General features: G+C 68.6%; 11 protein-coding genes. 7 read left to right on the forward strand and 4 right to left on the reverse strand.

Annotated features, from left to right (window positions below; translation table 11 throughout):
* Nucleotides 1–39: 39 nt before the first annotated feature.
* From MLGJGCBP_RS20115 to MLGJGCBP_RS20130, 4 genes are all read left to right on the forward strand, one after another.
* Entirely contained in the window at nucleotides 40–885 is an 846-nt protein-coding gene (locus MLGJGCBP_RS20115; protein ID WP_160097711.1) for an amidohydrolase family protein, read from the forward strand.
* The gene (locus MLGJGCBP_RS20120) at nucleotides 878–1,717 is read left to right on the forward strand and encodes an enoyl-CoA hydratase-related protein (protein WP_160097712.1); all 840 of its coding nucleotides are present in this window, start codon (nucleotides 878–880) and stop codon (nucleotides 1,715–1,717) included. The genes MLGJGCBP_RS20115 and MLGJGCBP_RS20120 overlap by 8 nt, the downstream gene beginning before the upstream one ends.
* A 175-nt stretch (nucleotides 1,718–1,892) precedes the next feature.
* A complete protein-coding gene (locus MLGJGCBP_RS20125) occupies nucleotides 1,893–4,604 on the forward strand; it encodes a branched-chain amino acid ABC transporter permease/ATP-binding protein (RefSeq protein WP_087557815.1) in 2,712 nt (903 codons plus the stop codon).
* Nucleotides 4,601–5,359, forward strand: a complete 759-nt coding sequence (locus MLGJGCBP_RS20130) for an ABC transporter ATP-binding protein (protein ID WP_160097713.1) — start codon at nucleotides 4,601–4,603, stop codon at nucleotides 5,357–5,359. The genes MLGJGCBP_RS20125 and MLGJGCBP_RS20130 overlap by 4 nt, the downstream gene beginning before the upstream one ends.
* A 786-nt stretch (nucleotides 5,360–6,145) precedes the next feature.
* Here MLGJGCBP_RS20130 and MLGJGCBP_RS20135 read toward each other — a convergent pair.
* Nucleotides 6,146–7,450 carry an ABC transporter substrate-binding protein gene (locus MLGJGCBP_RS20135; protein WP_160097714.1) on the reverse strand — a complete coding sequence of 435 codons (1,305 nt, stop codon included), beginning with the start codon at nucleotides 7,448–7,450 and terminating at the stop codon, nucleotides 6,146–6,148.
* A gap of 229 nt (nucleotides 7,451–7,679) precedes the next feature.
* Here MLGJGCBP_RS20135 and MLGJGCBP_RS20140 point away from each other — a divergent pair, with 229 nt between their 5' ends.
* On the forward strand, nucleotides 7,680–8,216 hold the full coding sequence (locus MLGJGCBP_RS20140; RefSeq protein ID WP_087557812.1) for a nuclear transport factor 2 family protein: 537 nt from the start codon (nucleotides 7,680–7,682) through the stop codon (nucleotides 8,214–8,216).
* 52 nt (nucleotides 8,217–8,268) lie between these two features.
* On the opposite strand, the gene MLGJGCBP_RS20145 is transcribed toward MLGJGCBP_RS20140, so the two are convergent.
* The 3 genes from MLGJGCBP_RS20145 to MLGJGCBP_RS20155 all read right to left on the reverse strand — a co-directional run bounded on the left by MLGJGCBP_RS20145 (nucleotide 8,269) and on the right by MLGJGCBP_RS20155 (nucleotide 10,683).
* Nucleotides 8,269–9,045 carry an SDR family NAD(P)-dependent oxidoreductase gene (locus MLGJGCBP_RS20145; protein WP_160097715.1) on the reverse strand — a complete coding sequence of 259 codons (777 nt, stop codon included), beginning with the start codon at nucleotides 9,043–9,045 and terminating at the stop codon, nucleotides 8,269–8,271.
* A complete protein-coding gene (locus MLGJGCBP_RS20150; RefSeq protein WP_160097716.1) occupies nucleotides 9,042–9,257 on the reverse strand; it encodes a ferredoxin in 216 nt (71 codons plus the stop codon). The genes MLGJGCBP_RS20145 and MLGJGCBP_RS20150 overlap by 4 nt, the downstream gene beginning before the upstream one ends.
* A gap of 73 nt (nucleotides 9,258–9,330) precedes the next feature.
* On the reverse strand, nucleotides 9,331–10,683 hold the full coding sequence (locus MLGJGCBP_RS20155) for a hypothetical protein (protein ID WP_160097717.1): 1,353 nt from the start codon (nucleotides 10,681–10,683) through the stop codon (nucleotides 9,331–9,333).
* Nucleotides 10,684–10,739: 56 nt separating this feature from the next.
* On the opposite strand from MLGJGCBP_RS20155, the gene MLGJGCBP_RS20160 reads away from it, so the two are divergent.
* Nucleotides 10,740–11,726 (forward strand): PDR/VanB family oxidoreductase, encoded by a 987-nt coding sequence (locus tag MLGJGCBP_RS20160; protein ID WP_201453141.1) that lies wholly within the window; start codon nucleotides 10,740–10,742, stop codon nucleotides 11,724–11,726.
* Nucleotides 11,727–11,754: 28 nt separating this feature from the next.
* Complete coding sequence (locus tag MLGJGCBP_RS20165) at nucleotides 11,755–13,023, forward strand: cytochrome P450 (protein WP_160097718.1); 1,269 nt, start codon at nucleotides 11,755–11,757, stop codon at nucleotides 13,021–13,023.
* The last annotated feature ends 42 nt before the right edge of the window (nucleotides 13,024–13,065 follow it).

Consider the following 13,065-nt stretch of genomic DNA (forward strand, 5'->3'; position numbering starts at 1 on the left):
CTTCTCTTGATCAAATGATGACGCTATGATCCTGTAATCATGACTCCAACTCGACTGATCGACGCTCAGATCCATGTCTGGAAGGCCTCGACGCCGGACCGTCCGTGGCCCCTCGACGCCATCGAGCCGCAGCGGCCCGTTCCGCTGGAGGTGCCCGAGGTGCTGGACGAGATGGCCGGTGCCGGGGTCAGCGGTGCTCTCCTGCTCGGTCCGACCTGGGAGGGATCGCGCAACGACTACGTGCTCGAGGTGGCAGCGGCCGACCCGGCGCGCTTCGGCGCGATCTGCCGCTTCGCCACCGGCGACCCGGAAGCGGTCGAGCGGCTGGCGCAGTGGCGCGACATCACGGGGATGCGGGCCATCAGGATGTCGCTCAACCGCGGCGACGTCGAGGGGACGCTGGAAGCGGCGCGACGCAGCGGCTTCTTCGCGGCGGCAGAGCGCTACGGCGTGCCCCTGAGCATCTACGCCCCCGGTCGCTACGGGCTCTACGCCGGACTGGCCGAGGAGTTTCCGGGTCTGAAGATCGCCGTCGACCATGCCGCCGTCGAGACCGCCGAGGCTCCCCTGCCCGAGGCGGTGGCTCCGCTCGCTGCCCTGGCCCGCTATCCCGGCATCGCGGTCAAGGCGTCGGCGCTGCCGTGCTTCGTGCGCGAGCCGCACCCGTTCCCCTCCATCACCGCGGCGATCTACCGGCTGGTGGAGTCCTTCGGCGCCGCGCGTGTCTTCTTCGGATCCGATCTGTCGCGGCTGGCGGTGCCCTATGCCGAGTTGTCGGACGTCTTCACCGCGCGTCTCCCCGCGCTGAGCGAGGCCGAGCGCGCCCTGGTCGCCGGGCGGGCACTGACCACCTGGCTGGACTGGCCCGAGCCCTTCGATGACTGATTCTCGTGCGGAGGAGGGACGGCCCGGCGACGTGGTCCATGTCCGGGCGGTCGGACCGGTTCTGCAGATCACCCTCGACCGACCACACAAGCGCAACGCGGTGAACCCGGCGATGACCCTCGGACTGGAGGCGGCGTTCGCCCGGCTGGAGGCGGATCCCGGCCTGCGGGTCAGCGTGCTGGCAGCGACCGGCGACTTCTTCTGTGCCGGCAGCGATCTCGTCCTGGGCGCGGGGCCGCATACCGCCGATGGCGGGCAGTACGGCATGATCCGGCGCTCCCGGACCAAGCCTCTCGTCGCCGCGGTCGACGGGCCTGCGTTGGGCGGCGGCTTCGAGATGGTGCTCGCGGCCGATCTCGTGGTGGCCTCGCGCAACGCCTGGTTCGCGCTGCCGGAGGGCGCTCGGGGACGGCTGCCGGGCGCGGGCGGACTGTTGCGCGCTCCGGCGCGGCTGCCGCGCAACGTGGCTGTCGAGATGATGCTCACCGGTGCCCGTCTGGATGCCGCGCGCGCCTACGACCTGGGACTGGTCAATCGGCTGGTGGAGCCCGGAGCGGTGCTCCGCGCGGCCTTCGAGATCGCGCTGGATGCGATCACGAGTGCACCGGAGTCGGTGGCCCAGATCCTGCGCGGGCTGGAACGGATCGAGGAGCCCGGGGAGCAGCTGGGCTGGGGGGCCACCGCGGAGGCGATGGACGTCCTGCGCGGCTCCTCGGACCACACGGAGGGCACCGCCGCGTTCGTCGAGCGGCGCCCACCCCTTTGGGTGCTCAGCGCGGCGCAGCGGGCCGCGATCACCCGCGCGGCGATTCTGCCGCCGGCCGGCTCGTGACGCGTGGGCGACGACGTGTCTGTCGTATTCGTCGGCTCTGACGATTGACGTGACCCAGATCTCTGAGCATTATTAGACGACCATTAAGAATCATTGTGGGATTCATAGAACATCAATAGACCGACGCCCGGTCCCGGGGCGCGTGCCATCGTTCCCAGCAACCCAGAGGTATCACGTGGACACTCTCCTGCCCTTCATCGTCGCCGGACTGGTGACCGGATCTGTGCTCGGCCTCGCCGGGACGGGGCTGGTTCTGACGTACAAAACGTCCGGCCTGTTCAACATCGGCCACGGCGCGATCGCCGCCGCGGCGGCCTACATCTTCTACTGGCTCCATGTCGAGCTCACCATGAACTGGTGGCTCGCGCTGCTGCTGTCGGTACTGGTGTTCGGCCCGCTGAGCGGCCTGGTCCTCTCTGCGGTGAGTCTCAAACTGAGCAACCAGAGGCCCGCCTTCAAGGTCGTGGCCACGGTGGGCATCGTCCTGCTCGTCCAGGGCCTGTCCACGGTCAAGTTCGGATTCAACCCGCTGCGGCCGGAGCCGTTCCTGCCCGGCGCCACCACGATCACGCGGATCGCCGGCGTCAACGTGACCTATGCCCAGCTCACGATCATCGTGATTTCCTTGGTGATCGTCGCCGCGCTGTTCTACTTCTTCCGCTTCAGCCGGGTCGGCCTGGCCATGCGCGCAGTGGTCAACGATCCCGACCTCGTCGCCCTGCACGGCACCAGCCCGCAGGCCGTCCAGCGGCTGTCCTGGGGCATCGGCGCCTCGCTCGCGGCACTGTCGGGCGTGCTGATCGCTCCGACCGCCGGCATCGAAGCGGTCGCGATGACCTTCCTGTTCGTGCAGGCTTTCGGCGCCGCCGCCCTGGGCGGGTTCTCGAACATCCCGTTGACCTACGTCGGCGCGCTGGTGATCGGCGTCGCCTCGAGTCTCTTCACCAAGTTCGCGATCGACATCCCGTCCCTGCAGGGCATGTCGACGGCGCTGCCCTTCATCGTCCTGATCATCGCTCTCATGGTGACGCCCAAGCGGCGCCTCGACACTCCGGCGCGAGCCGAGCAGGCGCCCAAGATCCCGTACCACGGCCCGACCAGCACCCGGCTCATCGGCGGTGGCGTCGTGCTGATCTTCCTGCTCCTCGGTCCGCAGATCTTCTCCTCCAACCTGACCTTCCTGACCGTCGGCCTGACGCAGGCGATCGTGCTGCTCTCGCTCGGTCTGGTCGTACGCACCGGTGGCATGGTCTCGCTCTGCCAGGCCGTCTTCGCCGCGATCGGTGCCGTCACCTTCGCCCAGATCAGTGCTCACTGGGGTCTGCCGTGGCTGGTCGGCGTCCTACTCTCCGCCCTGGTCGTCGTCCCGGTGGCGGCGCTGCTCGCACTGCCGGCCATCCGCCTGCAGGGACTGTTCCTCGCCCTGGCCACGCTCGGCTTCGGCCTGTCCGCGGAGGCCTGGCTCTACCAGAAGAGCTGGTTCTTCGGTACGACGGGCACCGGCCTGCCGATGCCGCGACCGGGCGACGCCGGCGACGAGGCGTGGTACTACATCGTGCTCGCCTTCTTCGTCGTTGCCGCCATCGTGATGGTGCTCATCCACCAGAGCCGGCTCGGCCGGGTGCTGCGCGGACTGTCGGAGGCGACGCTCGCGGTGCGCACCCTCGGACTCAACACCAACCTGCTGCGCCTCATCGTCTTCTGCATCGCCGGCTACATCGCGGGCATCGGCGGCACGCTCTACGGCAGCACCATCCACTACGCGGTGCTCGGCGACAGCAACTACGCCGCCTACTACTCCTTGGTCCTGGTCGCCACGCTGGCACTGATGCCGTTCCGCGAGCCGTGGTACGCGGTCGTGGGCGTCGTCTCGGCGATGATCCCGGCGTACTGGCACAGCGAGACCGCCACGCCGTGGCTCAGCGTGATCTTCGGCGTCGGCGCCATCGTGATCGCCACCCGCGGCGGCGCGGACACGCTCCCGCAGCGTGCCCGCGACTTCATCGATACCCACTTCCGGCGTCGTAAGGAGGCACCGAACGTCGCCGTCGCCGACGATCCGTGGCAGATCCCGTCGGCGGCCACCGGCCTGGAGATCCGCGACCTGACGATCAAGTACGGCGGTCGGACCGCGCTCGACAAGGCGGTGCTGACGGCTCCCGTCGGCCAGATCACCGGTCTGATCGGCCCCAACGGTGCGGGAAAGACCACGCTGTTCAACGCGGCGAGTGGCCTGCTCACCCCGACCACCGGCCAGGTCATGCTGCACGGCCAGGACGTCACCGGCCTCGGCGCCGCCGCCCGCGGCCGCCGCGGTCTCGGCCGGACCTTCCAGCTCATGCAGTTGGCGGATTCGCTCACGGTGGCACAGAACGTCGCGCTCGGCGTCGAGTCCGGCATGGCCGGCTCCAGCCTGCGCGGTCAACTGATGGCGACCCGGAAGGAACGCAGGGCGACCCTGGAAGCGGCCGAGTATGCGATGGAGCTGTGTGGGATCGCAGACCTGCGTGACGTGAACGCGGGCGAGCTCTCCACCGGACAGCGGCGCCTCGTCGAGCTGGCCCGCTGCCTCAGCGGCCCCTTCGACGTCCTGCTGTTGGACGAGCCGTCCTCCGGCCTGGATCCGGTCGAGACGGAGAAATTCGGCGAGACCCTGACCCAGATCGTCAAGACGCGCGGCTGCGGGATCCTGCTGGTCGAGCACGACATGGCTCTCGTGCTCAGGATCTGCGCCCAGATCCATGTCCTCGACTTCGGCAAGATGCTCTTCCACGGCACGCCGAGCGAGGTCCGCAACAGCCCCGTCGTCCAGGCGGCGTATCTCGGCTCCGAGGCGGACGCCGAGATCGAGATCGCCGACGACCTCATCGAGGAGATGGTCCGATGACCGAACGAACGACAACGACCGAGGCCGCAGGGGGAATCGCTCTCACCGGAAAGCCGGCCCTCGAACTGCGCAACGTCAACGCCAGCTACGGGACCACCTCGGTGCTGCGGGATGTGTCCCTGCGGGTGGAGCCGGGTTCGGTGACGGCCCTGATCGGCCCGAACGGTGCCGGCAAGACCACGTCGCTGCGCGTCGCCTCAGGGCTGATTCGACCCTCGTCGGGCCAGGTGTTCATCGACGGTGACGAGGTCACCCGGACCTCGGCGGCGCGGCGCTCGCGCGCGGGCCTGTGCCACGTGCCCGAGGGCCGGGGCGTCTACCGCAACCTCACCGTGCGGGAGAACTTGTTGATGCAGTCCAACGCATTCAACGCCCAGGAGAGCATCGAGATCGCGACCGGCGTCTTCCCGCGTCTGGGGGAGCGGCTGAACCAGAAGGCCGGCACCATGTCTGGCGGTGAGCAGCAGATGCTCGCGCTGTCGGCCGCCTACGTCGCCAACCCGCGTCTGGTTCTCGTCGACGAGCCCTCGCTCGGACTGGCGCCGATCATCGTGGACCTGGTCTTCGACTTCCTCCGCACCCTGCGAGAGAAGGGCGTCGCGCTACTCCTCGTCGACCAGTACGCGCTGCGCACCCTGTCGATCGCCGATCACGCCTACGTGCTGCGCCGCGGCGAGATCGCCTACGACGGCAGCGCTGAGACCCTGCTCCAGGGCAACGTGCTCGAGCAGTACATCGGCGACGGCGCCGCCTGAGTCCCTCCCGCGGACGCAACTAGCCCGCCCCCATTCAGGGGGCGGGCTCAGTTGCGTTGAGCCTCATCGTGGTCCAGGTCGTTCGAGCTACGCCACGGGAACGGAGCCGCGGCGGGCATGCACCGGCACGCCACCCCGAGCCGTACGTAGGAAACGGTCGAAGGCCCGCGGCCCACCGGAGGAGATAGGAAAAGGCCCGCGCCCTCCGGACGGAGGACGCGGGCCTTCGGTGATGCGTGTGCGGTGGATCAGATAGCGAGGCCGGGCAGCTACCCCCGCAGGTGCTGGCGAGGTCGCCCGTCGCACTGTTGCCGGACGTTGCCGGCGCGATGCCCTTGGGGTTGTCGTCGCCGGCGTTGAAAGTGAACCGAGCGTGGACGGGGACCAATCGACCCCGACCGCGACGGTCGCCGATCCCGGGGTCGACGGTGGCCGATCCCGGGTCACAGTCGGCGACGAGTTCAGTCTGGCCGCGAGGACGTCAAACGTGACCGGCTGCCACAGCCGCGCCGTCAACTCGGTGCCGGCCGCCGCGATCAGGTCGAGCAACCACCGCACCCGGGTAGTCGTTCGAGCTACGCCACGGGCGCGTGGCGGCGGCATTCCAGCGGGCCGGCCGGGTCGAGTCCCGGGTTATGTTGTGGCGCTCAATGATCCGGTTGGCGAAATGTGGAGACGAGGGCGGCTATGCGCCCGCACACACCCTGAGTCCTACGGAGGAAATAGGCAAAGGCCCGCGCCCTCCGGATGGAGGACGCGGGCCTTCGGTGATGCGTGTGCGGTGGATCAGATGCCGAGGCCGGGCAGGTAGCCCCCGCAGGTGCTGGCGAGGTCGCCCGTCGCACTGTTGCCGGACGTTGCCGGCGCGATGCCCTTGGGGTTGTCGTCGCCGGCGTTGAAAGTGAACAGCCAGTTGCAGCCGACCGGCTTGGAGGCCTGGCCCTTGGTGTAGGTGATCGGCTCGGGCAGCAGGCCGTCGAGGGTCTCGTCCTTGACGGTGTACATCGCGTCCATCGCCGTCGTCCGGTTGATCTCGGCCGGCTTGGCGTTCTCCAGTGCCTTCTGGAACAGTTCGAAGCTGGACCAGATGGCGGTGGAGTTGCCCGAGGTGTAGACGCCGTCGGGCGAGTACTTGTTCATGGCGTCGCGGTAGGCCACGACCTTCGCGTCGTCGGACCACCACGGGAAGCCTTGCGTGCCGCCGGCCGACTTGAAGCCCGAGACCTTGCTGAACGCCTCCTGGTCGAAACCTGAGTTGATGACCGAGAAGATGCCGTCGTAGCCCTGCTGCAGGCAGTCGGTCGCGACACGGGCGCCGACGGCATAGCCGATGTTGAAGGCGATCGCATCGGTGTCCTTGCCGGTGAAGGCCAGGCATTGGGCGGTGTAGTCGCTGGCCGTCGCCGAGAACTGCTGCACGCCGGTCGCGTCCATGCCGATGGACTTGACGTAGTCCTCGGCCTTTTCACCGTTGGTCGCGCAGACGGCGACCTCGGCGCAGGCGGCCCAGCCGAAGCTCTTCGCACCTGCCGCCTTGGACTGGTCGATGTAGGACTTGATGGTGTAGTCCGAGCCGGAGACGTTCTGGAAGACGCCGGGGACCTGCGACCAGAGCAGGTCGCTGGAGCCGCCGCCACTGATCACCGGGACCGGAGTGTCCTTGAACAGGTCAGCCATCGCCCCCTCGGCGACCAGATCGGTCATGAAGATGGCGTCGACGCTGTCGTCTGCGAGGAATGCCTTGGCCGCCGAGGTGGCGCCCGGAACGGTGTTCTTGGAGTCGACGATTTCGATCTCGACCGGGTGACCGAGGATGCCGCCGCTTGCGTTGGTGGACTCCTGCCAGGCGTGTGCGACGGCCTCGGCCGCGAGGCCGTTCGTGGCCTGCGCGCCGGACTTGGAAGCGACATAGCCGATCTTGATCGGTGTTCCGGTCAAGCTCGACGAGCTGCTGCCGCTGTCGGGGCCGGAGGTGGATGTGTCGTTGCTGCTGCCACCGCACGCTGCGAGTGCCACGCTGGCCACGCTGGCCACGGCGAACACGGCACCGACCCGCGTTGCCTTTTTGAGGGTGAGAATCCTGGATGACACCGATGCTCCTCGTGTGTTCGGGTCCCGTCATCGGGCGACGGGTGTCCTCTGAAGGGAACATAGATGAGACGAGCATCACTTGTCTACTTGTTACATAATAGTAAACACACTTGTTTACGACTCCGAAAGGGAGAAACCGCACGTGCTGGACGAGGTGGGCCCACCACGCTAGCCTCCTTAAAGCATAAGTTGACAACAACTGACGACGTTCTGGCCGAAGGAGCGATACATGACTGCCACGCTTGACCTGGCGCTGCTTGCCGACAAGATGGAGCTCACCGAACTGGTGGCCAAACTCGAGCGCGCCGTGGACCGGATGGACCGCGAGGGGATCCTGGCCTGCTACTCGGAGACGTCCTTCGACGACCACGGTCGCTTCCGGGGGAGCCGCGAGGAGTTCGCCGAGTTCATCTGTGACAACCCCGGTTTCACGTCGGCCTCCAGTTTCATCTACCACCTGATGGGCCAGTCGATCTTCGAGGTCGAGGGCGACGAGGCATACGGCGAGTCGTACTTCGCCTACTGGATGCAGACCGCCGAAGACCGGCTCTACCAGTCGATCGGGCGCTATCTCGACTACTTCCAGCGCACCGAGGACGGCTGGAAGATCACCTACCGCCGCGTGGTGATGGAGTGGGACGGGACGGTGCCCTGCCAGAATGCCGTGCCGGGCGGCCACTTCCGGGGCACGCGCGACCAGAACGATCCGCTGTACAAGCGCCTGAAGTGGCCGGAGAACCCGGAGACCGCGACGTCGATCGGCTGAGGCTCCCATGCCTGGCGGCGGGCTCAGCCGATCGACCCGGTCCTGTTTCGGTTCAGATCGAGAGTCCGCCGTCGGCCACGACGATCTGCCCCGTCACGAACGAGGCGTCCCGGGAGAGTAGGAACGCCACCACGGCGGCGACCTCCTCCGGGTCCGAGATGCGGCCCATCGGGATGCGCGTCCGCAGCCGCTCCTCGCCCTCGGGGTCGAGCAGCCGGTCGATCATCGCCGTGCGCATGTGCCCGGGTCCGACCGCATTCACCCGCACCCCGTCGGCCGCATGGTCGCGGGCCGCCGACCGGGTCAGGCCGAGCACCCCGTGCTTGGCCGCAGCATAGGAGGCGATTCCCCGCGTCTGGACCGTCGTGGCTGCGTAGGAGGCGACGTTGACGATCGCGCCGCGACCGGCCGCGACCATCGCTCCGAGTTCCGCACGCTGGCAGCGGAATACGGCCGTCAGGTCCAGTGCGATCGTGTCGTTCCACAGCTCGTCCGGATACTCGGCCGCCGGTCGTGGCGTCGGGCTGACTCCGGCGTTGTTCACGGCGCCGTCGAGCCGGCCGAATTCGGCCAGGGTCGCCTCCATCAGGCGCTCCGGATGGGCGGGGTCGGTGATGTCGCCGGGAACGCTGAGGCATTTCCCGCCGTGCCGGCGCACCTCCTCGGCCACTTCCGCACAGCGGTCCGCGCGCCGGCCGGTGACCACCACGTCGGCGCCTTCCGCGGCGAGTCGCAGTGCGCAGGCCTCGCCCAGGCCGCTGGTCGCCCCGGTCACCAGGACCACGTGGTCGTCGAATCGGCGGCAGGCCCCGTTCACGGGCGCGTTCACCCGCGCAGGCTGATCGCCTGCATGGGGCACATGTCGACGGCGGAGGCCGCCGCCTCGGCGTCGGCCTCGGTGAGGTCGGCGGAGACGTACTCGTCCTGGGCCGTGGACCGGAACGACAGCAGGCCCTCGTCGGTGAGCGAGAAGAGGGACGGCGTGGCGAACGTGCACTGACCGTGGTTCTCACACTGATTGAGGTCGACGACGAGCTTCATGGCTTCTCCTGCGTGTCAAGGGATGTGGGGTTCTCAGCGGATGGATACGTCGTATGCGGGGGGTTTCGTCGGCTCAATAGCCGAGCGCCTCGGTGTTCGTCCCGGTCGGGTCCACCCAGTCCAGCGGCACCTTGCGGTCCGGGTCGAACTCGAAGCCCGGCGTCTCGAAGACCTCGGGAGCGAGCCGGGGCCGCTCACCGGGCCCGTAGTGCCTGCCGTCCAGTGGCCAGTCGAAGCCCTCGAGGTCGTCGGTGTCCTTGCCCAGGACGCGGCCGGTGGCCTCGAACTCCTGGAGGACGGCGGGGAGGCCGTACCGCTGCACGGGGCAGACCTTCATGCAGACCGAGCAGCCGGCGGTCTTGCCCATCACCGGCAGGCAGCGCTTGGTGTTGAGCTTCGCCTTGACGACGCCGCGGCTCTCCTTGCGGATCGCCGGGATCGCGCCCGCCGGACACCGGCGCACGCAGATCTGGCACTTGTCGCACACCCCCTCGATTCCGAAGTCCACCGGAGTGTCGTGGAGGAACGGCGCGTCGGTCGACATCACCTCGATGCGACAGCGCGACCCGGCGTTCGGGGTCAACAGCTGTCCGTTGAGGCCGAGCTGGCCCAGCCCTGCCTGGACGGCGTACGGGATCACCATGGACTCGCCCACGAAGCCTTCGGCCCTGGCGGCGTAGCCCTGTTCCCGGATCCAGTCGGCGAGCAGGCGCATCCGGTCCTCGAGTCCCGCGTACGCGGAGAGGGCGGCCTTCTCCGACCGCAGGCTCGGGCACATCTGGGTGGAGTCGAAGTTCTGCTCGACGATGCCGACGATGATCGTGTCGCCGACGGCGAGGCCGTGGTACTCGGCGTAGTTGTACTTGATGTCGTAGGCGGTCACGCCGACCGCGGCGAGGCCGAGGCGCGCCGCCTCGCGCTTCATTGCCTCGGTGAGTGCTGCCGGCGTCACCCGCGCGGCCGGTGCGGTGGCGTCGGGGCGGCGGTTGGCCTGCGCGCGGCGGCGGGCGGCGCCCTGGACACGGGGCGACGTCGAGAGCAGCGAGATCCACATGTGCCCGGTGGGGCTGTGCTCTCCGCGCATCTCCGGGTGGAGGCGGATGAAGTCGTGCAGCGGAGCCTCGTCGAACGCGCGCTGCTGCGCTTCGGGAATCAGTTGGACGCCGGGGCCGGTGCGCAGCTCGTCGGCCGGTGCCGGGACCGGGGTGCTCCAGGGGCGACCGTGCGGTGCGCGCCTCGGGTGGGCCCAGATCGGTAGTCGCGGGATCCACCACATCTTCGGGCGATACGGCAGCGTCTTGCGCGCGACGGGGTAGAGCAGAGTGCTGAGCTGATGTCCCCACTTCAGCGCTGCGCGCTGCAGGCCGTTGCGGGTGAACTCTCCGGCCATCTTCGCTACCCTCTCGTCGATCAATGTTATGTACATAACATGTTACTATGATTTCTAATGTTTTTACAGCAACGATGTCGAGGGTTATCGAGATGACACAGACCGGAGTACTGAGGGATCCCCTGTCGGCCGACCCGGATCGGCTGTTCGATGCGACCGTGCGAGCAGTCGTCGCCGAGGCCGACGGTGTGCGCGCGTTCGAGTTGGTGCGCGCAGACGGGGGTGTGATGCCCGCGTGGACGCCCGGTGCGCACGTCGATCTGGTGCTCGGGAACGGCGTCGAGCGGCAGTACTCGCTGTGCGGCGATCCGGCCGACCTGTCGTCGTGGCGGGTGGCCGTCCTGCGCGAGCCGGAGAGCAGGGGCGGTTCGTCGTACCTGCACGACACGGTCGCGGCCGGACACGCCGTCCGCCTGCGCGGCCCCCGCAACGAGTTCGCGCTGGAGGAAGCCACGCGCCACCTCTTCATCGCCGGTGGCATCGGCATCACGCCGCTGCTGACCATGATCGCCGAGCTGGAGGGCCGTGGGGCCGACTGGCGGCTGGTCTACGGTGGCAGGCGCCGGGCGTCGATGGCCTTCCGCGGCGAGTTGGAGCGCTACGGGGACCGGGTCACGCTGTGGCCCGAGGACGAGCGCGGCCTGATCGACTTGGCCGGACTGCTCGGCGAGCCGGTCGTGGGCACGGCGGTCTACTGCTGCGGTCCCGGCGTGCTGATCGACGCGGTCGAGGCGCAGTGCGCCGAGTGGCCCACCGGAGCCCTGCACGTCGAGCGATTCCGGCCCAAGGAAGGTGCCCTCGACGGCCCGACGACCTCCTTCGAGGTGGTGCTCGACGCGTCCGGCCTCACCATGACGGTGGGTCCCGACGAGTCCATCGCCGACGTCCTCGAGCGTGCAGGCGTAGACATTTTCACGTCCTGCCGCGAGGGCACCTGCGGTACCTGCGAGACCGCCGTCCTGGGTGGCGAGCCCGACCATCGCGACTCCCTGCTGACCGAGGACGAGCGGGCCGCGAACGACGTGATGATGATCTGCTGCTCCCGCTCCAAGGGCCCGCGCCTCGTCCTCGACCTGTGAGTCCCCGAACCGACAGAGAGGTACGCCGATGACCGTGGCCGCGACCGGTGCCCGACTGGGCGACCTCGAGGAGCGGGCCAGCCGCTTCTTCGCGCTCGACCCCGAGATGCTGGCCGATCCCTGGTCGCTCTACGCCGACCTGCGCGCGCACGCGCCCGTGCTGCGCGTCGGGCCGGTCGTGGTGGTCTCGCGATACGACGACATCAAGGCGATCTTCCGCGACACCGAGCGCTTCTCCAACCGGCGGCAGACCGGCTCCCGCGTCACCGAGAAGCGGGCCGCCCTGGGCGGCGACGAGCTGGCGATGTACGACCATCTCATCGAGCACGACTCCCATCACCTCGGACTGAACGACCCACCGGACCACAGCCGGCTGCGCCGCTTCGTCGCCCGGGCCTTCTCGGTGCGGGCCATCGACGCGCTGCGCAGTGAGGCCGAGGAGATCGCCGAGGAGTTGCTCGACGGCATCGCCGCCACGGGCGAGGACCCGTTCGACCTGGGCGCGCTCTCCTTCTACCTGCCGTTCCGGGTGGTCTGCCGGATGCTGCGCATCCCCGACATCGACGTCGAGTCCTTCCGCGGCTGGGCACTGGCCGCGCGCCGCGGGCTGGGCACCAACTACGAGAACCTCGCCGAGGCGTACGACGCGGTCCGCAACATCGAGGCGTACGTCCACGACGTGATTCGCTCACGCCGGCAGGGAAGCGCCGCCGACGGACCCGGCGACGACCTGGTCTCCAACCTGCTCGCAGCGGGGGAGGACGGCACCGGACTCAGCGACGCCGAGCTGACCACGATGTTCACCGTGATGCTCACCTCGGGCAACGCGAACGACATGATCTCCAACGCGGTGATCGCCCTGGACGCCTTCCCCGGGCAGCGAACCCTGCTGCACGAGCGCCCCGAATTGACGAGCAACGCGATCGAGGAGTTCTTCCGCTACTGCCCGTCCGCACACGGCGTGCACCGCGCGGTCGCGGTCGATACCGAAATCGACGGGTTCGAGGTGCGTACCGGCGAGACGCTCCGCCTGCTCGTCGCCTCGGCCAACCACGACCCGGCCCGGTTCCCCGGCCCCGAGCGGCTCGACATCGAGCGTGAGGATGCCAAGCACCACGTCGACTTCGGGTTCGGGATCCACACCTGCCTGGGGCAGTGGCTCGCTCGACTCGACATCGAGGTCGGGCTGACCGCACTCTATCGGCGTTACCCGGACCTTCGCGTCGCCGGTGAGTTCGACTACCGCCCGGAGTACAACTTCCGCGGTCCGGTGCGGCTTCGGGTCTCGGGCCGCTGACGCTGCCCCCGACACGCTGATCGGCGGGTCCACGTACGCGAC

Source organism: Rhodococcus sp. T7 (genome assembly GCF_009872365.1).
Taxonomy (GTDB): domain Bacteria; phylum Actinomycetota; class Actinomycetes; order Mycobacteriales; family Mycobacteriaceae; genus Rhodococcus_F.